Raw genomic sequence first — 23130 nt, 5'->3', positions numbered from 1 at the left:
AAGCGCATCGTCTCGGGCGGGCGCGCGGTGGGGTCCAAGGAAAACTTTGCCCTGATCGAGGCGCTGGCCGACAAGCTGGGCGCCGCCGTCGGCGCATCCCGCGCCGCAGTCGATTCGGGCTATGCCCCGAACGACTGGCAGGTCGGACAGACCGGCAAGGTGGTCGCGCCGGAACTGTATATCGCCGCCGGCATCTCGGGCGCGATCCAGCACCTGGCCGGGATGAAGGACAGCAAGGTCATCGTCGCCATCAACAAGGACGAGGAAGCCCCGATCTTCCAGATCGCCGACTACGGCATCGTCGGAGACATCTTCAACGTCCTGCCGGAACTGACCGAAAAACTGTAAGCCCGGAACGACGGCTTTTTCCGCCCGGCCCCGCGCCGGGCGGAAAGTGATTGAACACTCGGCCCTGCGGACCCTATCGTCGCGCAGTATCTCAAGGGAGAATGGCGCATGGCGGTGCAATCGGTGGGCGTGATCGGCGCCGGGCAGATGGGCAACGGGATTGCCCATGTCTTCGCGCTGGCCGGGTATGACGTGCTGCTGAACGACATCTCGGTCGAGGCGATGCAGGCGGCGGTCGCGACGATCGACAAGAACCTTGACCGGCAGGTCAGCCGCGGCAAGGTTTCGGCCGAGGACAAGGCGGCGGCCATGGCCCGCATCCGCACCACCACCGAGATGGCCGACATCGGCGCCACCGATCTGGTGATCGAGGCCGCGACCGAACGCGAGGACGTCAAGAACAAGATCTTTGCGTCGGTGCTGCCGTATCTCAAGCCCGAAACGATCCTGACCTCGAACACCTCGTCGATCTCGATCACCCGTCTGGCCAGCCGCACCGACCGGCCGGAACGCTTCATGGGGTTCCATTTCATGAACCCGGTGCCGGTGATGCAGCTGGTGGAACTGATCCGCGGCATCGCCACGAACGAGGAAACCTATAAGACCCTGGTCGGCGTGGTCGATTCGCTGGGCAAGATTTCCGCCAGCGCCGAGGATTTCCCCGCCTTTATCGTGAACCGGGTTCTGGTGCCGATGATGAACGAGGCGGTCTATGTGCTGTATGAGGGCGTGGGTAACGTCCGTTCCATCGACGAATCGATGAAACTGGGGGCGAACCACCCGATGGGCCCGCTGGAGCTGGCCGATTTCATCGGGCTGGACACCTGTCTGGCGATCATGAACGTGCTGCACGACGGGCTGGCCGACACGAAATACCGCCCCTGCCCGCTGCTGGTGAAATACGTCGAGGCCGGGTGGCTGGGACGCAAGACCGGGCGCGGCTTTTACGATTACCGGGGCGAAACGCCGGTTCCGACCCGCTGACCGCCGCGCCGACCGCCGCGTTTCAGCCGCGCCCGACGAACGGCATGTTCGTCGCCATCACCGTCATGTTCAGCACATTGGCGCCCCGTGGCAGCGACGCCATGTGCAGCACCGCCTCGGCCACCGGCTGCACGTCCATCACCGGCTCGGCCCGGGTCGAACCGTCCGCTTGCAGGATGCCACTGGCCATCGGCACCGCCATGTCGGTCATCGCATTGCCGATGTCGATCTGCCCGCAGGCGATGTCAAAAGGCCGCCCGTCCAGCGCGATCGAGCGGGTGATCCCGGTCACCGCATGTTTCGAGGCAGTATAGGCGATCGAGCCGGGCCGCGGCGCATATGCCGACACCGAACCGTTGTTGATGATCCGCCCGCCCTGCGGATCCTGCGCACGCATGATGCGGAACGCGGCACGGGCGCAGATCAGCACTCCGGTCACGTTGACCTCGATCACGCGGCGGAATTCGTCGGGGTCGATTTCGTCCGGGGTCTGGGGGCGCAGCCCGGTGCCGGCGTTGTTGAACAGCACGTCCAGCCGCCCCCACTGCGCCGCGGCCCGGTCGAACGCCGCATCGACCGCGCCCGCGTCGCTGACATCGCAAGGCAGCACCAGCGCATCCCGATGGCCGCCCGCGGTATCCCGCAGGGTGGACTCGCGTCGGCCGATCAGCCCGACGCGCCAGCCCGCGGCCAGAAAACCCTGCGCCGTGACCCGGCCGATGCCGCTGCCCGCCCCGGTGATGAGAATCGTCTGCGCCATGCCGCCGCCCCCTTGCCTTTGCGTCCATTCCCGCGCGCGACGGTCGCCGCACGCCCCCCTTGGTGATAGGCCGTCGCCCGGACAAGGCAACCGCTTTCAGGCCGGCTGCGCGCCCGGGGACAAGTGCCGCCACCAGCTTTTGCGCGGCAAGGGCAGATGGATATTTTCGGCAAGGTGAATGAAACAGGCGGCCGCAAGCCGGGCGCCGGGGTGCGCGCCGGATGCGGGCGGGCGACGTCGCCGCACGGAAAAGCCAAAGATTTGTAAGCCGGTGCCGGGCTTGACCGGGGGTGGGGTTGGGGAAACAACCGGGGCATGTTTCAGGCGCAGGAGAGCGGCGTGGACCAGCGATACGAACCCGATCGGCCAGACCCCGGGGTGGCGCCCGCCCCCGGGCAACTGTCCGACCGGGATCGCTGGCGCGTTCTGGGGGTGCTGCTTGCGGTGATCTTCATGTCGCTGGTCGGGGTCAGCATCGTCAACGTGGCGCTGCCCTCGATCCAAAGCGGTCTTGGGGCCGGACAGTCGGCCATGCAGTGGGTGCTGTCGGGATATGCGCTGACATTCGGCGTGATCCTGGTCGCCGCCGGGCGGGCGGGCGACATTCTGGGGCGCGGAGGGTTCTTTCTGGTCGGGGTCGGCGTGTTCACGCTTGCCTCGGTCGGTGCCGGGCTGGCGCCCGATACACGCTGGCTGAACGCGGCGCGGCTGTTGCAGGGCATCGGCTCGGGCCTGCTGAATCCGCAGGGGCTGGGGATGATCCAGCAATATTTCCGCGGCGCCGAGCGCGGCCGCGCCTTTGGGCTACTGGGCACGGCGGTCGGGTTTTCGGTGGCCATCGGCCCGGTGCTGGGCGGCGTGCTGATCCAGTTCGGAGGCCATGATCTGGGGTGGAGGCTGACGTTCCTCGTCAATGTTCCGATCGGGATCGCCGCGATCCTGCTGGGGCTTGCCTGGTTCCCCAAACCGCTGTTCCGGCCGGCACCGGCGGGGGTGTGGCGGGCGCTTGATCCCGTCGGGGCGGCGCTGCTGGGGCTGGCGATCCTTGCGATCCTCTGGCCGTTCATGCAGGCGGGGGAAACGGCGCTTGCCTGGGGGCTGCTGCCCGCCGGAGCGGTGATGCTGTGGGCATGGGTCGCATGGGAACGGCGCCAGACACGGCTGGGGCAAAGCCCGATGGTCGATCTGCGCATCTTTCGCACCCGCAGCTTTACGAACGGCTCGATCGTGATGACCCTGTATTTCATGGGGATGACCAGCATCTGGGTGCTGGTCGCGCTGTATGTCCAGCAAGGCGTGGGAAAATCCGCCTTTGCCTCGGGGCTCATCGGGATCCCGGCGGCGCTGCTGTCGGCCTGGGCCGCGAACTGGGCCGGGCGGCGGGTCGGGCGCTGGGGCCGCGCCATCGTCAGCTGGGGGCTGGTGCTGGCCTTGGTCGGGCTGGCGCTGAGCATCGCGGTGGTCGTGCTGGGGCAGACGCATGGGGTCAGCGTCTGGTGGCTGCTGCTCACCCTGTCCTTTCTGGGGCTGGCGCAGGGGGCGGTGATCAGCCCCAACCAGACCCTCACCCTGGAGGAGGTGCCGCTGGAATATGCGGGCAGTTCGGGCGCGGTCATGCAGACCGGGCAGCGGATCGGCACATCGGTGGGGATCGCGATCATCACCGCAGCCGTCTTCGCGGTGCTGGCGGTGTCGGATTGGACAGTCGCCGTGGCGGCAGGCTTTGCGCTGATCGGGCTGGTGATCCTGGCCGCACTGGTCGTGGCGGTCAGGGACCAGCGCCGGCGGGCGCGCGGCTGACCCTCTTTCCCCGCAGCGCCGCCCGGACTATCCAGTGTCGCGCATGGGGCATGAGCCGCATGGGTATTTGCACCAGAAAGAAGCGCGTCATCCCCTTGTGCGGGCCTCTTGTGCGGGCGGGATTTCTTTCTGGCTCAAATACCCCCGGCGCAGCCTTGCCGTCACATCAGGAGAAACGCCTTGAATCCCAGACTTCACGTCATCATCGCCTCGACCAGGCCGGGCCGGATCGGTCCCTCGGTCGCCAAGTGGTTCACCGGCTTTGCCAACGCCCATGCGGGTTTCGAGGTGGCGCTGGTCGATTTGCAGGATTTTGCCCTGCCGCTTTACGACGAGCCGACCCATCCGGCCCGGCAGGATTATCACCACGATCACACCCGGCGCTGGTCCGAAAGCGTGGCGGCGGCGGATGCCTATGTCTTCGTGATGCCGGAATACAACTATTTCCCGCCACCCTCGCTGGTGAACGCGCTGAGCTATGTCTATCGCGAGTGGAACCACAAACCCTGCGGTTTCGTCAGCTATGGCGGGGTTTCGGGTGGGTTGCGCGCGGTGCAGGCGGCAAAGTTGCAGGCCACGACGCTGAAGATGATGCCGATGGTCGAGGGCGTCATGGTGCCGATGGTCGGCTCGCTGCTGGATGATGCCGGGCGCTTCAATTCCAATGAGCTGATCGACAATTCCGCGACCGCCATGCTGGACGAGCTGCGCCGCTGGGCCGTCGCGCTGAAGCCGATGCGCGACGCGGGCTGAGCGTCGCCGGATGCGCGGGGGACTGCGCATCCGGCGATTTTCGGATTTTCCAGCTGGTGGCAGCGCGACCAGCCGGTTCGCTAAGATCCGATCACCACCTCTAGCGCCAGGGCGCCGGCCAGCGCGGTCCGCGTTGCCGGCGGTGCGGACAGCAGGTCGATCAGGTCCAGCCGCGCCATCCCGCCAGCATCTTCGAGCAGCAGCGCCAGATATGCGCGCGCGCCCTGCCCCGGCTGTGGTTCCAGCTGGCCCCGACGGACGGTTGCCCGCAGCGGCCGGCGCACCATCACGTTGAAATCCAGCAGCGGCGGGCCGGTCAGCATGGCCTCGGCCGGGGCATCGCCCGGAAAGGCAAAGGGGGCCGAGCCTGCGTCAAGATGCTGCGGCTGGCCCGCGACGGTCAGGTCCATCGCTCCGCCCTCGATCACGGTCAGCACCCGGTCCACGCCGGGAAAGCCGGAAAACGGCCCCGATTGCGCGACGATCGCCGTGCTGATCCGCCAGTCGAAATCGTCGAACCCTGCGCCGGCGGGCGACACCATGATTTCCGCGGTCTCGCCCCCGCCGTTCTTCCACGGCTGGAACCGGCGGGCGCTGGCCGGATAGTGCCATGGTTTCATTCGCTTGCCCTTTCCGTCGTGACCACGTGGCCGGGTGGATAGGCCACGCGCACCGAAGTCACCGGCCCGAGGTCGTTCCAGGTGCTGCGGTGCAGCACCAGCAACGCCTGCCCGACCTGCGTCTGCAACAGCCGCGCATCCCTGCGGCTGGCGTTTTCGGCGGAAAAGCTCATCTCGGCGCGCAGATAGGGGGTATTGCGCACCAGCCATTCATTGGCGTTCAGCTGCCAGAAATCAGCGCGTTCCAGCCCGCGCACGGCATCCGGGTTCAGCCAGCGGTCCTCAAGCTGAAAGGGCTTGCCGTCGCCGTAATGCAGCGCGCGCATGTGGATCAGCGGCGTGCCGGGCGCGATGCCAAGCCGGGTGGCGATGTCCTGCGGGACCGGAGTGCGGCGCTGCGCGACAACGCGGTGGGTATAGGCCATGCCGGCCTGTTCCACCTGTTCGCGCACGATGGAAATGGCAAAGGTCGCCTTGCGCACCGGGTCCACCGCCACCTTTGTCCCCGCGCGGCGGCGGCGGTCCAGCAGCCCTTCGTCCGCCAGCCGCTGCAACGCCTTGTTGACGGTCGACCGCGCGGCCTCGAACTCGACCGCCAGATCGGCCTCGTCCGGGATGCGCTGGCCCTGCCGCCATTCGCGCTCGACGATGCGGCGGCGGACCTCGGTCTCGATCGCCTGCGCCTTGGACGGAATGCGTGTGCGCGCGTCGTTCACAGCCTGTCCTGCAACCGCCTGATACAGTCCATATAATCGGCCGCAATCCGGTCGTGCGCAATATGGCGTCCGTTGGTGACCACATGGCGGCCGGCGGCCCACACCTCGGACGCCAGCCCGTCGCCACCGGCAAACACCAGGCTGTCCAGCGCCGCGTCGCCGCGCCGTCCGACCATCACCGGGTTGTCGGTGCCCACGGCCAGCAGGTCGCCCCACAGCCCCTCGGCGATGGCGCCCGTCGCGCGCCCCGCGGCCGAGGCGCCGCCGTCCAGCCCCGATTCATACAGCACCCGCCCGGTCGAGCGTCCGGGTTCGGCCAGGATTGCCCGGCCGCGGTCACGCAGGCGCTGGCTGTATTCCAGCCCGCGCAGCTCCTCGGCCAGGCTGATGCGGATGTTGCTGTCCGAGCCGAACCCCAGCCGCCCGCCGGCGTCGCGCCAGATGGTGCCGTTGAAGATGCCGTCGCCCAGGCTTGCCTCGGTGATCGGGCACAGGCCGGCGACCGCGCCGGTGGCGGCAAGGCGGCGGGTCTCGTCCTCGGTCATGTGGGTCAGGTGGATCAGGGTCCAGCGGCGGTCGGGGTCGGCGTGGTCCAGCAGCCATTCGACCGGGCGCTGGCCAGTGGCGGCGCGGACCTCTTCGATTTCGGGGATCTGCTCGGCCAGGTGCATGTGCAGCGGCCGCTCGGGGCGCAGCCCGGCGCAAAGCGCCAGCCCCTCGGGCGACACGGCGCGCAGGGAATGCGGCGCCACGCCGATGCCGGCATCGGGCGGCAGCGCCGCCAGCGCCGATTCCGAGGCATCCAGCAGCCGCGCGAACTCGTCCGGGGTGGTGCCGAAACGGGCCTGCCCCGGGCCCAACGGCCGCCGGTCCAGCCCGCCGAACTGGTAATGCACCGGCAGCAGCGTCAGCCCGATGCCGGTCCGCTGCGCCGCCGCGGCGATTCGTGCGGCCATTTCCGCCGGGTCGTCATAGGCCGCGCCGCCCGGCCGGTGGTGCAGATAGTGGAATTCCACGTTGGTGGCATAGCCCGCTTCGAGCATTTCCATCTGCACCAGCGCGGCGATGGATTCCACATCGTCGGGGGTCAGGTGGTCCAGAAAGCGGAACATGATCTGCCGCCAGGTCCAGAAACTGTCGCTGGGCTGGTCCCCGCGCGATTCCGACAGCCCCGCCATGGCGCGCTGGAATGCGTGGGAATGCAGGTTCGCCATCGCCGGCAGCAGCAGCCCGACCCGATGCCCCTGCGGCGCGGCGTCGGCGGCAACGCTGGCGATGCGGCCGTCAGCGCCCAGCTCGACCCGCACCCCGTCGGCCCATCCCTGCGGCAGCAGCGCCTGTTCGGCCCAGATCACGGTCATCGCTTCCTCCATCCATCCACAACAAGTCCACACATAACATCGAAATAAGTTTGGACATAGAGGAAATTCAACATTAGACATATTTCCGACAACCGACCCCGACCCAAGCAAAGGAGCCCGCAGCCATGCAGATTTTGCGCAATGCCGCCGTGGTAGTTATGGACGCAGATTCAGCGGGTTACCGGGTGGATAGGGGCCAGGCCATCGCGATGGACGGCGGGCTGATCGCCTGGGCGGGGGCCGATTCGGACCTGCCGGGGGAATATGCCGATGCGCCCTCGACCGATCTTGGCGGGCGGGTGGTCACCCCGGGGCTGGTCGATTGCCACACCCATATCGTGTTCGGCGGCGACCGCGCCCGAGAATTCGAGATGCGGCTCGAAGGTGCCAGCTACGAAGAAATCGCCCGCGCCGGCGGCGGCATCCTGTCCAGCGTCCGCGACACCCGCGCCGCGGACGAAGAAACGCTGCTGGCCCGCGCCCTGCCCCGCGTCGATCACCTGCTGGCCGAGGGCGTCACCACCCTGGAAATCAAGTCCGGCTACGGGCTGGATGTGGACAGCGAGCTGAAGATGCTGCGCGTCGCCCGCGAGATCGGCCGCCAGCGTCCGGTGAATGTGATCACAACCTGGCTGGCCGCCCATGCCCTGCCCCCCGAATACAGCGACCGCCGCGCTGCCTATATCTCGGACGTGGTGATTGCCGGGATGGAGCGTGCGCACGCCGAGGGGCTGATCGACGCGGTGGACGGGTTCTGCGAAGGCATCGCCTTTTCCGTGGACGAGATGCAGCAGGTCTTTGACCACGCCGCAAAACTGGGGCTGAGGATCAAGCTGCACGCCGAACAGCTGTCCGACCTTGGCGGCGCCGCGATGGCCGCCCGCAACGGCGCGATTTCCGCCGACCATCTGGAATTTCTGGGGCAGGACGGCATCGACGCGATGGCCGAACACGGCACCGTCGCGGTGCTGCTGCCCGGCGCCTATTACACGCTGCGCGAGACGCAGCTGCCGCCGATCCAGCCCCTGCGCGACGCAGGCGTGCCCATCGCGCTGGCGACCGACTGCAACCCCGGCACCTCGCCGGTGACCTCGATCCTGCTGACCATGAACATGGGCGCGACGCTGTTTCGCATGACCCCCGCCGAATGTCTGCGCGGGGTCACGCTGAACGGCGCCCGCGCGCTTGGCCTGTCCGACCGCGGCCGCATCGCCCCCGGGCTGCGCGCCGATCTGGCGGTCTGGGACATCGCCCATCCGGCCGAGCTGTCCTATCGCGTCGGCTTCAACCCGCTTTACGCCCGCATCCTCGGAGGCACGCATGTCTGATGAACTGATCCTGACCCCCGGCACAGTCACCCTGGCCGAGCTTGAGCGTGTCTGGCGCGAGGGGCTGGCCGTCAAGCTGGCCGACAGCGCCCACGCCGGCATCAAGGAATCCGCCGCTCGCATTGCCGCCGCCGCGCAGGGCGACGAACCCGTCTATGGGGTCAACACCGGCTTTGGCAAACTCGCCTCGATCAAGATCGCGGCTGAAGATACCGCGACCCTGCAACGCAACCTGATCCTGTCGCATTGCTGCGGCGTGGGCGAATCCGTTGCACCGGAAACCGTCCGGCTGATCATGGCGCTGAAGCTGCTGTCGCTGGGCCGCGGCGCCTCGGGCGTGCGGCCGGTGGTGGTGGCGCTGCTGGAATCCATGCTGGCGAAGGGCGTGCTGCCGGTGATCCCGGCGCAGGGGTCCGTGGGGGCCTCGGGCGATCTGGCGCCGCTGGCGCATATGGCCGCCGCCATGCTGGGCGAGGGTCGCGCGCATCATCAGGGCACCGAGATGCCGGCCGCCGATGCGCTGGCCGCCGCCGGGCTGGAGCCGCTGGTGCTGGCCGCGAAAGAGGGGCTGGCGCTGATCAACGGCACGCAAGTCTCCACCGCCTTTGCGCTTGAGGGGCTGTTCATGGCCCGGCGCGCGGCGCTGAATGCGCTGGTGTCGTCGTCGCTGTCCACCGACGCGATCATGGGCTCGACCGCGCCTTTCCTTGCGGAAATCCATGAATTGCGCGGCCATCGCGGCCAGATCAATGCGGCCGCCGCCATCCGCGCGCTGATGGAGGGGTCCGAGATTCGCGAAAGCCACCGCGTCGGCGACACCCGCGTGCAGGATCCCTATTGCATCCGCTGCCAGCCGCAGGTGACCGGCGCCTGCCTTGACCTGCTGACGCAGGCCGGCCGCACGCTGGAAATCGAATCCAACGCCGCCACCGACAACCCGCTGGTGCTGGTCGGTGCCGACCGCATCGTCTCGGGCGGGAACTTTCACGCGGAACCGGTGGGCTTTGCCGCTGACCAGATCGCGCTGGCCATCGCGGAAATCGGCGCGATTTCCCAGCGCCGCATCGCGCTGATGGTGGACCCGGCGCTCAGCCACGACCTGCCGCCGTTCCTGACCCCCGACCCCGGCCTGAACAGCGGGCTGATGATCGCCGAGGTGACCAGCGCCGCGCTGATGAGCGAGAACAAGCATCTGGCGAACCCCTGCTCGACCGATTCGACGCCCACCAGCGCCAATCAGGAAGACCACGTGTCCATGGCCGCCCATGGCGCGCGCCGCCTGCGGCGGATGTGCGACAACCTGACCCAGATCATCGGGATCGAGGTGCTTTGCGCGGCCGCCGGGGTCGAGTTCCGGGCGCCGCTGAAGACCTCGGACCCGTTGCAGGCGGTGCTGGCGCGGCTGCGCGATGCGATCCCGCCGCTGGGACAGGACCGCTACATGGCGGATGATCTGGCGGATGTGGCCGAGCTGGTGCGTTCCGGCGCGCTGCTTGCGGCCCTGCCCGAGGGGATCATGGAGGACGTGGCATGACCCCGGTCGAGGTCACCCAAGGCGACAGCCTGGTCATTCTGGGCCTGCCCCACACCGGCACCTATCTGCCCGACGACATCCGCGCCCGGCTGAACGACCGCGGCCGGCTGCTGGCCGACACCGACTGGCATATCCACCGGCTGTATGACGGGCTGCTGCCCGGCGCGACCACCGTGCGCGCAACCTTTCACCGCTATGTCATCGACGCCAACCGCGGCCCGGATGATGCGAGCCTGTATCCCGGCCAGAACACCACCGGGCTGGTGCCGCTGACGGATTTCGACGGCGCGCCGATCTGGACGCAGGAACCCTCGGCCGCCGAGATCGAGGACCGAAAAACCCGTTTCCACGCCCCCTATCACGCCGCGCTGGCCGCCGAGATTGCGCGGGTGCGGGCGAAACACGGGGTTGCGATCCTTTACGACTGCCACTCGATCCGCTCGGTGATCCCGTTCCTTTTCGACGGCACACTGCCCGATTTCAACATCGGCACCGCCGGGGGAACGTCCTGCGCGGCCTCCATCGAGGCCGCCGCGCAGGAGGTCGCAGCCGCGACCGGCCGCCGCTGGGTGCTGAACGGCCGCTTCAAGGGCGGCTGGACGACGCGGCATTACGGCCAGCCCGCGCAGGGCGTCCACGCCATCCAGATGGAGCTGGCGCAATCCACCCATCTGGCGACCGAGACCCCGCCCTTTGCCTATGACGAGGCCAAGGCCGAGGCGCTGCGGGTTCCCCTGCGTGACATCCTGACAAGGATCGAGGCGCTGGCAGAAGGGCTGAAATCATGAAGCCGTTGCAGGGCATCAAGGTGCTGGACCTGACCCGGGTGCTGGCCGGGCCGTATTGCACCGCACTGCTGGCCGATCTGGGCGCGGAAATCATCAAGCTGGAGCCGCCCCACGGCGACGATTACCGCCATATCGGCCCCTTCAAGGACGGCGAAAGCGCGTTGTTCGCGCTGAACAACCGCGGCAAGAAAAGCCTGACGCTGGACCTCAAGGCCCCCGCCGATCTGGCGCTGGCGCAGGACATCGCTGCCCGTGTCGACGTAGTGGTGGAAAACTTTCGCCCCGGCGTGGCCGCGCGGCTGGGGCTGGGCGCGGACACGCTGCGCGCCGCCAATCCGCGGCTGATCTATTGCTCGATTTCCGGGTTCGGGCAGGACGGCCCGTTCCGCGATCTGCCGGCCTATGATCTGGTGGTGCAGGCCATGTCCGGGCTGATGGCAGGGACGGGCGAGGAAGGCGGCGGGCCGCTGAAGACCGGCGAAAGCATCGCCGACCTGCTGGCCGGGCTGTTCGCCAGCTGGGGGATCATGGCGGCGCTGGTCAACCGCGACCGCACCGGCGCGGGCGCCTCGCTGGACGTGGCGATGTATGACGCGCTGTTTTCCATGCTGACCACCAGCCACGCGCTGCATCTTTACGCGGGCCAGCTGCCCGCACGGGTCGGCAACCGCCACCCGCTGTCCACGCCGTTTGGCTGTTTTGCGACCAGCGACGGGCAGGTGGTGGTCGCGGTGCTGAACCCGCGGCAGTTTGCGACTCTGGCCACGCTGATCGGCGCGCCCGAGGCCGCAGGCGACCCGCGTTTCGCCACCGACGAGACCCGCACCGAAAACGAACCGGCGCTGAAGGCGCTGATCGAGGCGTGGTCGCGGAACCTGACCACCAAGGACGCCATCGCCGCGCTATCGGGCGTGGGGCTGCCGGCGGCGCCGATCTGGGACATCGCGCAGGCGGCCGAAAACCCCCACGCCACCGCGCGCGGGCTGGTCACGCCCCTGCCCCATCCGGTGCTGGGCCAGGCCCCCACCGTCGGCCAGCCGGTGCGTTTCGACGGGGAAAAGCCGGTGTCCGCCACCGCTGCCCCGCAACTGGGCGCCGACCGCGCCGCCATTCTGCAAGAACTGGGACTGGAGGACATCGCATGAGCGACGACTGGCACATGCTGGCCGAGGAAGAACGGCTGTTCTGCGACCTGCTGGAACGCATCTGCGCCGAGCAGATCGCCACGAAAGCCGCCCAGACCGATGCCACCGGCGCATTCGTTCACGACCAGCTGAGGGTGCTGGCCGAGGCCGGGATGATGGGCGCGAACCTGCCCGAGGAATACGGCGGCTCGGGCGTCTCGGCCCCGGCGCTGCTGCGGGCGGTGTCGATCGTGGCGGGGGCCTGCGGGTCCACCGCCTCGGCGATGACGGCGCATTATCTGGCCACCGATTCGATCCTGCTGGGCGGGACAGAGGCGCAGAAACAGCACTGGCTGCCCAAGGCCGCGACGGGCGAGGCACTGGGCGCGTTTGCCCTGACCGAACCCACCGCCGGGTCCGACCCCGCCGACATGAAGACCCGCGCGCGGCGCACCGACACCGGCTGGCATCTTGCCGGCTCGAAATGCTTCATCTCGAACGGGGGCGTCGCGGATTTCCTGGTGGTCTATGCGGTGACCGACCCCAACGCGGGGCACCGTGGGATTTCGGCCTTCATCCTGCCCAAGGACACGCCGGGTTTCGAGGCCGGCCCGCCAGAACGCACCATGGGGCTGAAAGGCGGCCATGTGTTCACCCTGTCGCTGGACTGCCACCTGCCCGAGGACGCGCTGCTGGGCGAGGAAGGCCGGGGTTTCCGCACCGCCATGCAGGTTCTGGACAACGGCCGCATCGAGGTCGCGGCGCAATGTCTGGGGCTGGCGCGGACGGCCATGGAATCCGCCATCGCCTATGCCAAGGACCGGGTGATCGGCGGGCAGGCGCTGGCCGCACGTCAGGGCATCGCCTGGATGATCGCCGACATGGGCGTGGCGTTCCGTTCCGCCCTGCTGCTGGCGCAGGACGCCGCCCGCCAGCGCGACGCAGCCCACACGACTGGCGCGCGGTTCTCGCTTGCGTCCAGCATGGCGAAACTTGCGGCCTCGGAATCGGCGGGCCGCATCGCCGACACCGCGCTGCAACTGCATGGCGGCTATGGCTACACCGCCGATTTCCCCGTCGAACGCATCAACCGCGACCTGCGGATCATGCGGATCTATGAAGGATCCAGCGAGATCCAGCGTATCATCATTTCCGGCAACATGCTGGCCTGATCGGAGACGAACATGGACAAACCCACCCAGAACCCCACCGACAACCCGCGCCACAACGCCCGCGACATCTATCCCGCCACCGGGACCGAGATCACCGCGAAATCCTGGCTGACCGAGGCGCCCCTGCGGATGCTGATGAACAACCTGCATCCCGACGTGGCCGAAAACCCGCATGAGCTGGTGGTTTACGGCGGCATCGGTCGCGCCGCCCGCACCTGGAAGGATTTCGACCTGATCGTGGACAGCCTGCGGGGCCTTGAATCCGACCAGACGCTGCTGGTGCAGTCGGGCAAGCCGGTCGGCGTGTTCCAGACCCACAAGGACGCGCCGCGGGTGCTGATCGCGAACTCGAACCTTGTCCCCCACTGGGCGAACTGGGATCATTTCAACGAACTCGATAAAAAAGGTCTGGCGATGTATGGCCAGATGACCGCGGGGTCGTGGATCTATATCGGCAGCCAAGGCATCGTGCAGGGCACCTACGAGACCTTTGTCGAGGCCGGCCGCCAGCATTACGGCGGCAGCCTGACCGGCAAATGGGTGCTGACCGCGGGGCTTGGCGGCATGGGCGGCGCGCAGCCGCTGGCCGCCGTGATGGCCGGGGCCTGCTGTCTGGCGGTCGAGTGCGACGAGACTCGCGCTGATTTCCGCCTGCGCACCCGCTATGTCGATGAAAAGACCCACTCTCTGGACGAAGCGCTGGAAATGATCGACCGCTGGACCAAGGCGGGCGAGGCGAAATCCGTGGCGCTGATCGGCAACGCCGCCGAGGTGTTCCCGGAACTGGTGCGTCGCGGCGTGCGCCCCGACATCGTGACCGACCAGACCTCGGCCCACGACCCGGTGCATGGCTATCTGCCGCTGGGCTGGACCGTCGCCGAATGGCGCGCGCGTCAGGAAACCGACCCCAAGGCCGTGGAACAGGCCGCGCGCCGGTCGATGCGGATTCAGGTCGAGGCGATGGTGGCGTTCCACGACGCCGGCATCCCGACCGTCGATTATGGCAACAACATCCGCCAGATGGCGCTGGAAGAAGGGTTCGACCGCGCCTTTGCCTTTCCGGGCTTTGTCCCCGCCTATATCCGGCCGCTGTTTTGCAAGGGCATCGGCCCGTTCCGCTGGGCGGCGCTGTCGGGCGACCCCGAGGACATTTACAAGACCGACCAGAAGGTCAAGGAACTGATCCCCGACGACAAGCACCTGCACAACTGGCTGGACATGGCGCGCGAGCGCATCGCCTTTCAGGGCCTGCCGGCGCGGATCTGCTGGGTGGGTCTGGGCGACCGCCACCGGCTGGGGCTGGCCTTTAACGAAATGGTCAGGAATGGCGAGTTGAAGGCGCCGATCGTCATCGGCCGCGACCATCTGGACAGCGGCTCGGTCGCCTCGCCCAACCGGGAAACCGAGGCGATGCAGGACGGCTCGGACGCGGTTTCCGACTGGCCGCTGCTGAACGCGCTGCTGAACACGGCGTCGGGGGCGACCTGGGTGTCGCTGCACCACGGCGGCGGCGTCGGCATGGGGTTCAGCCAGCATTCGGGCATGGTGATCTGCTGCGACGGCACGGAAGATGCCGATCGTCGCCTTGGCCGTGTGCTGTGGAACGACCCTGCAACCGGCGTCATGCGTCACGCCGATGCGGGCTATCAGATCGCGCTGGACTGCGCCCGCGAACACGGGTTGAACCTGCCCGCGATCCTGTAACATGCGCCCGCGCCGCTGTTTACCGGCGGCGCGGCTTGCGTCAAACTGCGCCGGCGATCATCGCTGTTTGTTACACAGGGAGAAAAACACCATGACACTGACCAAATCGCTCAAGGCCGCGCTGCTGGGCCTGACTGCACTGTCGCTTGCCGGGCCGGCCGTCGCCGACCAGCTGGCCGACGTAAAGGCCGCGGGCAAGATCGTGACCGCCACCGACATGCATTATGCGCCCTTCGACATGATCATCGACGGCGTTTATCAGGGCATGACCAAGGATCTGTTCGACGGCGTGACCGCCGAGCTGGGCGTCGAGCCGGTCTATCAGGACATCCCGTGGACGGCCGAGCTGCCGGGGCTTGAGGTCGGCAAGTTCGACATCGTGATCGCCCCCGTCACCATCACCTCGGAACGGCTTGAGCGTTATACCTTTACCATCCCGATCGCCGATGCGACCGTGTCGCTGATCAAGCCGGTCAACTCGGATCTGGTCAAGCCCGAGGACATCAAGGGCAAGACCGTGGGCGTCCAGCAGGGCACCGCGCAGTTCAAGCAGCTCAGCGCGTTCGGCGACAGCCTTGGCGGGGTGAACGTCAAGGAATACGGCACCAACGACGAAGCCTTTGCCGATCTGGCCGCCGGGCGGCTGGATGCGGTGGCGGCCTCGATGCCCAACGCCACCACGCTGGTGAAGGCCCGCCCCGAGCATTTCGCCCTGTTCGAGCCGGCGCAGTTCGGCGACCCGACCTATTTCGCCTGGGTGCTGCGCCCCGGTGACGACAGCGCCAGCCTGGGCGACGCCATCAACGAGGCCCTGCTGAAGATGACCGACGACGGCCGCGTCAAGGAAATCCAGGAAAAATGGCTGGGCGCCTATACGGAGCTGCCCCGCGAAGTGCCCAAGAACTGATCGACCCAAGGACCAGCCGCGGGCGGGGCCAGCCCCCGCCCGCAACCCCAACCGCGGGGAGGAACGATGTTTTCGCTATCGACCTTTCTTGACGCCTTCTGGCCGCTGACCATGGCTGCCCGCTATACGCTGCTGGTGTCGGGCCTTGGCATCGCGCTGGGGCTGGTGATCGGCGCCTTTGTCTGCGTACTGGCGCTGTCGAAATCGCGCCCCGCCCGTATCGCCGCCGCGATCTGGGTCAGCTATCTGCGCGGCGTGCCGATGCTGGTGCAGCTGCTGGTGGTGTTCTTCCTGCTGCCGGTGATCGGGATCGACGTGCCCGCCATCGTGGCGGCGGTGATGACGACCGCGATCGTCGCCTCGGCCTATATCTCGGAAATCTGGCGCGGCGCGATCATGGCGCTGCCCAAGGGCCAGACCGAGGCCGCCATCGCCATCGGCATGGCCCCTCGCCACAGCTGGACCCGCATCATCCTGCCGCAGGCCGTGGCGCTGTCGATCCCGCAGCTGATCAACGAGCTGATCCTGCTGGTCAAGGCGTCCTCGCTGGTGTCGGTGGTGGGGGTGATGGAAATCACCCGCGCCAGTCAGGCGCAGGCCGGCGTGACCTTTCGCCCGCTCGAGGCGTATCTGGCCGCAGCCTGCCTGTATCTGGCGATCAACCTTTGCCTGGCGGCGCTGGGGCGCTGGCTCGAACACAGGATGGCCGTGTGATGGACCTGTCGATCTTCAGTGAATACGGGCCAAGGCTGCTGTCGGGGTTCCGCCTGACCATCATCTGCTGGCTGCTGGGCACGGTGTTCGGCGCCGCCCTTGGGCTGCTGATCGCGGTGGCGCAGCGTTACGGCGGCCGCGCCGTCCGCTGGGCCTTGCAGACATATATCGAGCTGATCCGCGGCACCCCGTTTCTGGTGCAGCTGTTCCTGCTGTATTACGGCGGCCCGATGATCGGGCTGCGGCTGGACCCGCTGCCCGCCGGGCTGCTGGGACTGACCATCTATGGCAGCCCCTATTTCGCGGAAATCTTCCGCTCGGCGTTTCGCGCCGTTCCCCTTGGGCTGATCGAGGCCGGCCGCGCCATCGGCATGACCGAAATGGCCATCGTGCGCCGCATCCTGTTGCCGGTGGGGTTGGTGTCGGCGCTGCCGGCGCTGATCAATTTCTCGATCATCCTGACCAAGGAAACCGTGATCCTGTCGATCATCACCGTGCCCGAGGTGATGTATCAGACCCAATACATGGCCACGATGACCTTTACCTATCTGGAAGGTTACTTTGCGCTGGCGCTGTTCTTCTGGGTCTTTGTCGAGGTCATCTCGCGCCTCGGCCGCCGGCTGGAACGCCGCATCACCCGCCACCTGATCGAAAGGACCTGAGATGGTCGAGGCTTCCTCTGTCGAGATCCGCAAGGTCAACAAATACTACGGCCAGTTCCACGCGCTGAAAGACATCGACCTGTCGATCCCGCCCGGCAAGGTCACCTGCCTGATCGGGCCGTCCGGATCGGGCAAGTCGTCGCTGCTGCGCTGCATCAACTTTCTTGAGGAATACGATTCCGGCGAGGTGCTGATCGACGGGCAGCTGATCGGCTATGAAACCCCCGGCGGGCGCCGCATGGCCCCGCGGCGGCTGCGCCAGATGCGGTCCACCATCGGCATGGTGTTCCAGCAGTTCAACCTGTGGCCGCACATGACCGCGCAGGAAAACGTGGCCGAGGGGCTGATCCGCGTGCGCGGGATGCGCAAGCGCGACGCGATGGAACGCGCGGCCGAGGCGCTGACCCGCGTCGGGCTGTCGGATCGGATGGGCAACCACCCCTCGCGCCTGTCGGGCGGCCAGCAGCAGCGGGTGGCGATTGCCCGCGCGGTGGCGATGGACCCGCGGCTGATGCTGTTTGACGAACCCACCAGCGCGCTGGACCCTGAACTGGTGGGCGAGGTGCTGAACGTGATGAAGGCATTGGCCGCGGGCGGCATGACCATGGTTGTGGTGACGCACGAGATGGGCTTTGCCGCCCATGTCGCCGACCAAATAGCGTTTCTTGAGGCGGGCGAGCTGGTCGACGTGGACGTGCCCTCGCGGATCCTGCGCGAACCCGAAGACCGGCGCATCCAATCATTCCTGCGCACCTATCACGAACGCAACCTGATCTGACAGCGGCCGGACCCCCGCAGGATATTTCCACAAGGAAGAAGCGCAGTCACGGCCCGGTGCATCTGCCTGATTGCGGGGCGGAACGGGCCCGGTCACGCCGCGGCCATCGGCCGCGCATCGGCGCAATTCGCCGCCGTCACGGTCATGCGAGGCCGGGCGTTCTGCCACCTGCGCGACAATCGGGCATGGCCCCCGGAGCGGCCTGCCCACGGCGGATTTTGCCGTTGCGGGGCGGGTGTCGCGACGGCGGCGCTGTTCGGGCGGATCGCCTAAGTCTGATTGCGCAGCAACCCTCGGGCCTGTGCCAGCCCGGCCAGCGCGGCCATGTCCGCGTCGATCTGCTGCGTGCCGACGCCCTGCGCCGCCAGCGCCGTTGCATAAAGCTGGGCCAGCCGACCCTCGCCCACGATCACCACGTCGCGCCCCAGCCACCAGCCGCGCGCGGCGGCAAGCTCTGCCCCGATCAGCAGCCCCCACAGCTGCGCGCCGGCATCGGCCGGGTGGGCGTCCAGAACCCCTTCTGCCCGCAGCTGCGACAGCCGCCCGGCCAGCGCCTGCGGCCGGGCCATTCCTCGGGCCAGCGCCTCGGCGAAAGCAGTCTCGTCCGATGCGTCCTGTGGCCCGGGATCCCCGGTCGGGGCAATCAACCCGAACAGCTCGGCGGTCATGTAGCTGCGAAAACCCACCACCTCGGCGGCCGAAAGCTCGGCCCAATGGGTTTCCGGGCCGGGCAGGCAGATCACCCCGTCCCAGCCGGGCCGCGCCGCCAGCACCCCGGCAATTCGCGTTTCGGCCCCTCGCATCATCCCCTTGACCCGAGCGCGCTGCGCCAGCCCCGGCACCAGCCGGAGGTCGAGCCGGGGATCCTTTGCAGGCACGGGCCAAAGCGGCAGCGAAAGCGGCGGGCAGGGAACGTCGCGCAGCCCCGCCGCCATTGCGCCGCTGACCAGCACCAGCGTCGCCCGCCCGTGCGCGAGCCAGCCCCCGGCCAGTTCCAACACCGCCGGTTCAAGATCGCCGCCGTTATTGCCGCCGGTGCCCCTTGCCTGCGCCAGAACCTCGCCCCCGGGCCCGATCGCCCAGCCTTGCAGCAGCGCCCCGCCCTGCAAGACCTCTATCGCGATCCAGTCCGCCGATATGGTCCCGAGCATTGCATTCTTCCTTGTCGCGTTGTTGCAGCCGCGCCTAGGACCGGCGCCCGATGCGCGGCTCGGTCCCCGCACGCAGCCGGGCGATGTTTTCGCGGTGGCGCAAAAGGATCAGCGCCGCCATGAACAGCGCCGCCGCCGCCACGCCGCCCTTGCCCGCGATCAGCGCCAGCACCGGCGCAGCCGCAGCCGCCACCAGCGCCGACAGCGAGGAAATGCGGGTCAGCACCGCCGTCAGCAGCCATATCCCGCACAGCGCCAGCCCCAGCGGCCATGACAGCGCGCCCACCGTGCCCAGAAAGGTGGCGACGCCCTTGCCGCCGCGGAATCCCAGCCAGACCGGGTAGAGATGCCCCAGAAACGCCGCGCCCCCGGCGACCAGCGCCGCGCTTTCGCCCCCCAGCCAGCGCGCCAGCAGCACCGCCGCCGCGCCCTTGCCTCCGTCCAGCAGCAGCGTGGCCAGCGCGGCGCCCTTGTTGCCCGTCCGCAGCACATTGGTCGCGCCGATATTGCCCGAGCCGATGCTGCGCAGATCGCCCAGCCCCAGCGCCCGCGTCACCAGCACCCCGAACGGCACCGCACCCAGCAGATAGCCCAGCCCCACCGCCGCGATCATTACCAGCGAATCAGCCATGACCGAACACCCGCGCACCGCCGACCCAGGTGCCCAGCACCCTTCCCTCCATCCGCGCGCCGTCAAAGGGGGTGTTCTTGGACTTGGATTGCAGGGCGAAACGGTCAAGGACAAAGGGCGCATCCGGGTCGAACAGCACCAGATCGGCAGGGGCGCCCATCGCCAGCCGCCCCGCATCCAGCCCCAGCCGCCGCGAGGGGTTCAGCGACATCGCCCGCCACAGCTGCGCCAGCCCGACGCCGCCCTGATGGTAAAGCCGCATCGCCGCGGGCAGCAGGGTTTCCAGCCCCACCGCACCCGGGGCCGCGACCTCAAAGGGCAGGCGCTTGGCCTCTTCGTCCTGGGGGGTGTGGAAACTGCCGATCACGTCGATGCGGCCCTCGGCCACGGCCTCGACCATGGCCATGCGGTCGTCCTCGGATCGCAGGGGCGGGGTCAGGCGGAAAAAGGTGCGGTAATCGCCCACATCGAATTCGTTCAGCGTCAGATGGTGGATCGAGGTGCCCGCGGTCACGTCCAGCCCCGCCGCCCGCGCCCGGTCCAGCACCACCAGCGAATCGGCGGTGGTGATCTGGTCGGCGTGCCAGCGCACCCCCGTCGCCTCGACCAGCGCCAGATCACGTTCCAGCCCCATGCGTTCCGCCAAGGGCGTGACCGAGGGCAGCCCGTAGAGCGAGGCGAACTTGCCGCTGGTCGCCGCCGCGCCCCGCGACAGCCCGGGATCCTGCGGATGACCCACGATCAGCGCGCCCAGATCGCGGGCATAGGTCATGCAGCGCGTCAGCAGCTTGGTGCTTTCGACCACCCGCACCCCGTCGGTAAAGGCCAGTGCGCCCACGTCGCGCAAAAACCCCATCTCGACCATCTCGCGCCCCTCGCGGCCGCGGGTCAGCGCCGCCTGATGGCGGATGCGCACCAGCTGCCCGGCGGCGCGGCGGGTGACGAATTCCAGCGATTCCGGCGTGTCGATCGGGGGCAGCGTGTCGGGGCGGGCGACGATCGTCGTGACCCCGCCCGCCGCCGCCGCCAGTGCGGCCGAGCGCATGGATTCGCGGTGCCGCTCGCCCGGCTCGCCGATCTTGACGCCCCAATCGACGATCCCGGGCGCAAGACAACGCCCGTCGCAATCGACCACGCGCGCGCCCTCGGGGGCGTCGTCGTCCAGCGCCACGATCACGCCGTCCTCGACGGTCAGGCTGCCGGGTTCGTCGCTCAGCGCCTCGGGGTCGATCAGGCGGGCGTTCTGGAAATGCAGGATCATCCTTTCGCCTCGCTGGTATCCATGAATTGAAGATCGCGCCCGAAGTTCTTGACGACTGGTCTGAATACGGCATGAAAACGCCCTGCCATATCAACCAACCATTCATGTTGGCGGGGCCAGTCAGTCTCGTCAGTCGGATCTGCCGGATTCAATGCAAGCGAGATTCGTGCGTCTCTCCTGTCCGGCATCGGCTCCCACACAAGCGGAGAGCCCAAGCTTTCTTCGATTACGTTCTGTTGCGCGGCAAGCTGATTATAATCGGACTTGGCGTAGCGGCCTGTCATGTAAATCTCGACCCGGACCAGTTTCTGAGGGCGGTTCATGACAAAATTCAAGCTTACCCCGCTTCGTCCGATACCATGGCCGACCCATGATTCCGCTGGGGGCTTTACGGCGTTCAGCGGACCGCGTCGGTCGCGGATCATTTCCTCAACGGACGTCCAGTAGCGCAACTGCATTTCTCGAACTACCGTAAGGCCGGCATCGGTTGTAACCGATCTACTCCAGTCATTCGGCTTGCTGACTATATTGAATTTCGGCGCAACAGGGCTTTCCCCGATCTGCCAAAGCTCGACCTCCAGTCCGAAGATGCGCACATTCTCTGTTGTAAATTCGTTCAGCCAGTCACAGGCGGCCCGGTGCTCTTCCGTGAACCTAGCCGCAATCCATACAATGGTGACCGCGTGCAAACCGGCAGCATAGGTAATCAATTGTCCCAGATGAGTATGGTCGGTTCGTTCCAGTTGGTTTTCGATCAGAACCCAGCTTCCATCCGCAGTATCCTTGCACAAGATATCGGCCCGAAAAGGCCCGACGGACCGCTCCTGCGCTTCGAGTTCAAGTTCGATACCCAGCGCCTCTCCCAGTAATGAGAGGTTTTCATCCGAAGCGAGCCACGGGGTGAAATCCAGCGCTTCGCTAAGCCAGCCGCTACGAAGATCCACGCGCTTGAGGCGGCCGAATTTATTCACACCATCATCCCCGCCGCCCGCGCCCCGCGTTCGGCCCGCAGGTTGCGCGCCAGCAGGTCCATGGCGGCCATGCGCACCGCCACGCCCATCTCGACCTGGTGCTGGATCACGCTGCGGTTGATGTCGTCGGCGATGGTGCCGTCGATTTCCACGCCGCGGTTCATCGGGCCGGGATGCATCACGATGGCGTCGGGTTTCGCGCGGGCCAGCTTTTCCGCGTCCAGCCCCCAGCGGTGGTAATACTCGCGCTCCGAGGGGATGAAGCCGCCGTCCATCCGTTCCTTTTGCAGGCGCAGCATCATCACCACATCGGCGTCGCGCAGCCCTTCTTCCATGTCGTGATGGACCTCGCAGCCCCACTCGCCCGCGCCCGAGGGCATCAGCGTCGCCGGCCCGACCAGCCGCACCCGGTTTTCCATCTTGCCCAGCAGGATCAGGTTCGACCGCGCCACCCGCGAATGCGCGATGTCGCCGCAGATGGCCACGGTCAGCCGGTGCAGCCGCCCCTTGGCGCGGCGAATGGTCAGCGCGTCCAGCAGCGCCTGGGTGGGGTGTTCATGCCGTCCGTCACCCGCGTTCACCACCGCGCAATTCACCTTTTCCGCCAGCAGGTTGACGGCGCCGGAATGGGGGTGGCGCACCACCAGCAGATCGGGCTGCATCGCATTCAGGGTCAGGGCGGTGTCGATCAGCGTCTCGCCCTTTTTCACGCTGGAATGGGCGACGGCCATGTTCATCACATCTGCGCCCAGCCGTTTGCCGGCCAGCTCAAAGCTGGACTGGGTGCGGGTCGAGGCCTCGAAAAACAGGTTGATCTGCGTCAGCCCCTGCAACGCATCGCCGTGTTTCACCGTGCTGCGGTTCAGCGCGACATAGGTTTCGGCAAGATCCAGCAGCGTGGTGATCTCGGGCGGGGACAGCTGTTCGACGCCAAGCAGATGGCGGGCGCGGAACATCATGGCTGGCCTCCGGTTCACGAACGTCCTCTCTATCGCAAACCGGGACGGGGCGGGCAAGCGCCACCGTCGCCGGGGGGGCCGTCTGCCCCCCATCGCCTGCGGCG

General features: G+C 67.6%; 23 protein-coding genes. 14 read left to right on the top strand and 9 right to left on the bottom strand.

Going from position 1 to position 23130, the window contains the following annotated elements:
• Window positions 1-348 (top strand): electron transfer flavoprotein subunit alpha/FixB family protein (locus BLW83_RS13165; RefSeq protein WP_218139130.1); only part of this gene is annotated, 348 nt, incomplete at its 5' end.
• Window positions 349-456: 108 nt separating this feature from the next.
• Window positions 457-1332, top strand: a complete 876-nt coding sequence (locus tag BLW83_RS13160; protein WP_090848684.1) for a 3-hydroxybutyryl-CoA dehydrogenase — start codon at window positions 457-459, stop codon at window positions 1330-1332.
• 22 nt (window positions 1333-1354) lie between these two features.
• Here the strand turns inward: BLW83_RS13160 and BLW83_RS13155 are convergent, their stop codons facing one another.
• On the bottom strand, window positions 1355-2092 hold the full coding sequence (locus tag BLW83_RS13155) for an SDR family oxidoreductase (protein ID WP_090848683.1): 738 nt from the start codon (window positions 2090-2092) through the stop codon (window positions 1355-1357).
• Between the two features lie 315 nt (window positions 2093-2407).
• Between BLW83_RS13155 and BLW83_RS13150 the strand changes: the two genes are divergently transcribed.
• Together BLW83_RS13150 and BLW83_RS13145 are read left to right on the top strand one after the other, a co-directional pair.
• Complete coding sequence (locus BLW83_RS13150; RefSeq protein ID WP_090848682.1) at window positions 2408-3892, top strand: MFS transporter; 1485 nt, start codon at window positions 2408-2410, stop codon at window positions 3890-3892.
• A gap of 180 nt (window positions 3893-4072) precedes the next feature.
• Window positions 4073-4645 carry an NADPH-dependent FMN reductase gene (locus BLW83_RS13145; protein WP_090848681.1) on the top strand — a complete coding sequence of 191 codons (573 nt, stop codon included), beginning with the start codon at window positions 4073-4075 and terminating at the stop codon, window positions 4643-4645.
• An 80-nt stretch (window positions 4646-4725) separates the two neighbouring features.
• Here BLW83_RS13145 and BLW83_RS13140 read toward each other — a convergent pair whose 3' ends face one another.
• The 3 genes from BLW83_RS13140 to BLW83_RS13130 are packed head-to-tail and all read right to left on the bottom strand — an operon-like array spanning window position 4726 to window position 7342.
• The gene (locus tag BLW83_RS13140; protein WP_090848680.1) at window positions 4726-5265 is read right to left on the bottom strand and encodes a HutD/Ves family protein; all 540 of its coding nucleotides are present in this window, start codon (window positions 5263-5265) and stop codon (window positions 4726-4728) included.
• Complete coding sequence (locus BLW83_RS13135; protein WP_090848679.1) at window positions 5262-5981, bottom strand: histidine utilization transcriptional repressor HutC; 720 nt, start codon at window positions 5979-5981, stop codon at window positions 5262-5264. The genes BLW83_RS13140 and BLW83_RS13135 overlap by 4 nt, the downstream gene beginning before the upstream one ends.
• Window positions 5978-7342, bottom strand: a complete 1365-nt coding sequence (locus BLW83_RS13130; protein ID WP_090848710.1) for a formimidoylglutamate deiminase — start codon at window positions 7340-7342, stop codon at window positions 5978-5980. The genes BLW83_RS13135 and BLW83_RS13130 overlap by 4 nt, the downstream gene beginning before the upstream one ends.
• Before the next feature lie 125 nt (window positions 7343-7467).
• Between BLW83_RS13130 and hutI the strand changes: the two genes are divergently transcribed.
• From hutI to BLW83_RS13080, 10 genes are all read left to right on the top strand, one after another.
• Window positions 7468-8670, top strand: coding sequence for an imidazolonepropionase (gene hutI, locus BLW83_RS13125; protein ID WP_090848678.1), 1203 nt, complete (start codon window positions 7468-7470; stop codon window positions 8668-8670).
• Entirely contained in the window at window positions 8663-10204 is a 1542-nt protein-coding gene (hutH, locus tag BLW83_RS13120) for a histidine ammonia-lyase (protein ID WP_090848677.1), read from the top strand. The genes hutI and hutH overlap by 8 nt, the downstream gene beginning before the upstream one ends.
• Window positions 10201-10992: an N-formylglutamate deformylase gene (gene hutG, locus BLW83_RS13115; RefSeq protein ID WP_090848676.1), complete on the top strand. Its 792-nt coding sequence runs from the start codon at window positions 10201-10203 to the stop codon at window positions 10990-10992. Before hutH ends, hutG begins: the two co-directional genes overlap by 4 nt.
• Complete coding sequence (locus tag BLW83_RS13110; RefSeq protein WP_090848675.1) at window positions 10989-12137, top strand: CaiB/BaiF CoA transferase family protein; 1149 nt, start codon at window positions 10989-10991, stop codon at window positions 12135-12137. The genes hutG and BLW83_RS13110 overlap by 4 nt, the downstream gene beginning before the upstream one ends.
• Window positions 12134-13288, top strand: a complete 1155-nt coding sequence (locus BLW83_RS13105) for an acyl-CoA dehydrogenase family protein (RefSeq protein ID WP_090848674.1) — start codon at window positions 12134-12136, stop codon at window positions 13286-13288. The genes BLW83_RS13110 and BLW83_RS13105 overlap by 4 nt, the downstream gene beginning before the upstream one ends.
• Window positions 13289-13300: 12 nt before the next feature.
• Window positions 13301-14992 carry a urocanate hydratase gene (gene hutU, locus BLW83_RS13100; protein WP_090848673.1) on the top strand — a complete coding sequence of 564 codons (1692 nt, stop codon included), beginning with the start codon at window positions 13301-13303 and terminating at the stop codon, window positions 14990-14992.
• A 91-nt stretch (window positions 14993-15083) separates the two neighbouring features.
• A complete protein-coding gene (locus tag BLW83_RS13095; RefSeq protein WP_090848672.1) occupies window positions 15084-15899 on the top strand; it encodes a transporter substrate-binding domain-containing protein in 816 nt (271 codons plus the stop codon).
• Window positions 15900-15965: 66 nt separating this feature from the next.
• Entirely contained in the window at window positions 15966-16613 is a 648-nt protein-coding gene (locus BLW83_RS13090; protein WP_090848671.1) for an amino acid ABC transporter permease, read from the top strand.
• Complete coding sequence (locus BLW83_RS13085; RefSeq protein WP_090848670.1) at window positions 16613-17275, top strand: amino acid ABC transporter permease; 663 nt, start codon at window positions 16613-16615, stop codon at window positions 17273-17275. Before BLW83_RS13090 ends, BLW83_RS13085 begins: the two co-directional genes overlap by 1 nt.
• A 1-nt stretch (window position 17276) precedes the next feature.
• Complete coding sequence (locus tag BLW83_RS13080; protein ID WP_090848669.1) at window positions 17277-18053, top strand: amino acid ABC transporter ATP-binding protein; 777 nt, start codon at window positions 17277-17279, stop codon at window positions 18051-18053.
• Between the two features lie 269 nt (window positions 18054-18322).
• On the opposite strand, the gene BLW83_RS13075 is transcribed toward BLW83_RS13080, so the two are convergent.
• Genes BLW83_RS13075 through BLW83_RS13055 form a run of 5 tightly spaced genes read right to left on the bottom strand, consistent with a single transcriptional unit; the run spans window position 18323 to window position 23026 of the window.
• On the bottom strand, window positions 18323-19204 hold the full coding sequence (locus tag BLW83_RS13075; RefSeq protein WP_090848668.1) for a 2-dehydro-3-deoxygalactonokinase: 882 nt from the start codon (window positions 19202-19204) through the stop codon (window positions 18323-18325).
• A gap of 34 nt (window positions 19205-19238) precedes the next feature.
• Window positions 19239-19835 (bottom strand): glycerol-3-phosphate 1-O-acyltransferase PlsY, encoded by a 597-nt coding sequence (gene plsY / locus BLW83_RS13070; RefSeq protein WP_090848667.1) that lies wholly within the window; start codon window positions 19833-19835, stop codon window positions 19239-19241.
• Entirely contained in the window at window positions 19828-21096 is a 1269-nt protein-coding gene (gene pyrC / locus BLW83_RS13065) for a dihydroorotase (RefSeq protein ID WP_090848666.1), read from the bottom strand. The genes plsY and pyrC overlap by 8 nt, the downstream gene beginning before the upstream one ends.
• On the bottom strand, window positions 21093-22067 hold the full coding sequence (locus tag BLW83_RS13060) for a DUF4268 domain-containing protein (protein WP_177172571.1): 975 nt from the start codon (window positions 22065-22067) through the stop codon (window positions 21093-21095). The genes pyrC and BLW83_RS13060 overlap by 4 nt, the downstream gene beginning before the upstream one ends.
• Window positions 22064-23026 (bottom strand): aspartate carbamoyltransferase catalytic subunit, encoded by a 963-nt coding sequence (locus BLW83_RS13055; protein ID WP_090848665.1) that lies wholly within the window; start codon window positions 23024-23026, stop codon window positions 22064-22066. The genes BLW83_RS13060 and BLW83_RS13055 overlap by 4 nt, the downstream gene beginning before the upstream one ends.
• Window positions 23027-23130: the final 104 nt, after the last annotated feature.

This window comes from Paracoccus alkenifer, assembly GCF_900108405.1.
Taxonomy (GTDB): Bacteria; Pseudomonadota; Alphaproteobacteria; order Rhodobacterales; family Rhodobacteraceae; genus Paracoccus; species Paracoccus alkenifer.
This window is presented reverse-complemented; position numbering and strand designations above follow the sequence as displayed.

Coding starts and splice junctions, on each gene's coding strand:
- BLW83_RS13160 (WP_090848684.1), top strand. CDS start 457: ATGGCGGTGCAATCGGTGGGCGTGATCGGCGCCGGGCAGATGGGCAAC.
- BLW83_RS13155 (WP_090848683.1), bottom strand. CDS start 2,092: ATGGCGCAGACGATTCTCATCACCGGGGCGGGCAGCGGCATCGGCCGG.
- BLW83_RS13150 (WP_090848682.1), top strand. CDS start 2,408: ATGTTTCAGGCGCAGGAGAGCGGCGTGGACCAGCGATACGAACCCGAT.
- BLW83_RS13140 (WP_090848680.1), bottom strand. CDS start 5,265: ATGAAACCATGGCACTATCCGGCCAGCGCCCGCCGGTTCCAGCCGTGG.
- BLW83_RS13130 (WP_090848710.1), bottom strand. CDS start 7,342: ATGACCGTGATCTGGGCCGAACAGGCGCTGCTGCCGCAGGGATGGGCC.
- hutI (WP_090848678.1), top strand. CDS start 7,468: ATGCAGATTTTGCGCAATGCCGCCGTGGTAGTTATGGACGCAGATTCA.
- hutH (WP_090848677.1), top strand. CDS start 8,663: ATGTCTGATGAACTGATCCTGACCCCCGGCACAGTCACCCTGGCCGAG.
- hutG (WP_090848676.1), top strand. CDS start 10,201: ATGACCCCGGTCGAGGTCACCCAAGGCGACAGCCTGGTCATTCTGGGC.
- BLW83_RS13110 (WP_090848675.1), top strand. CDS start 10,989: ATGAAGCCGTTGCAGGGCATCAAGGTGCTGGACCTGACCCGGGTGCTG.
- BLW83_RS13105 (WP_090848674.1), top strand. CDS start 12,134: ATGAGCGACGACTGGCACATGCTGGCCGAGGAAGAACGGCTGTTCTGC.
- hutU (WP_090848673.1), top strand. CDS start 13,301: ATGGACAAACCCACCCAGAACCCCACCGACAACCCGCGCCACAACGCC.
- BLW83_RS13095 (WP_090848672.1), top strand. CDS start 15,084: ATGACACTGACCAAATCGCTCAAGGCCGCGCTGCTGGGCCTGACTGCA.
- BLW83_RS13090 (WP_090848671.1), top strand. CDS start 15,966: ATGTTTTCGCTATCGACCTTTCTTGACGCCTTCTGGCCGCTGACCATG.
- BLW83_RS13085 (WP_090848670.1), top strand. CDS start 16,613: ATGGACCTGTCGATCTTCAGTGAATACGGGCCAAGGCTGCTGTCGGGG.
- BLW83_RS13080 (WP_090848669.1), top strand. CDS start 17,277: ATGGTCGAGGCTTCCTCTGTCGAGATCCGCAAGGTCAACAAATACTAC.
- BLW83_RS13075 (WP_090848668.1), bottom strand. CDS start 19,204: ATGCTCGGGACCATATCGGCGGACTGGATCGCGATAGAGGTCTTGCAG.
- plsY (WP_090848667.1), bottom strand. CDS start 19,835: ATGGCTGATTCGCTGGTAATGATCGCGGCGGTGGGGCTGGGCTATCTG.
- pyrC (WP_090848666.1), bottom strand. CDS start 21,096: ATGATCCTGCATTTCCAGAACGCCCGCCTGATCGACCCCGAGGCGCTG.
- BLW83_RS13055 (WP_090848665.1), bottom strand. CDS start 23,026: ATGATGTTCCGCGCCCGCCATCTGCTTGGCGTCGAACAGCTGTCCCCG.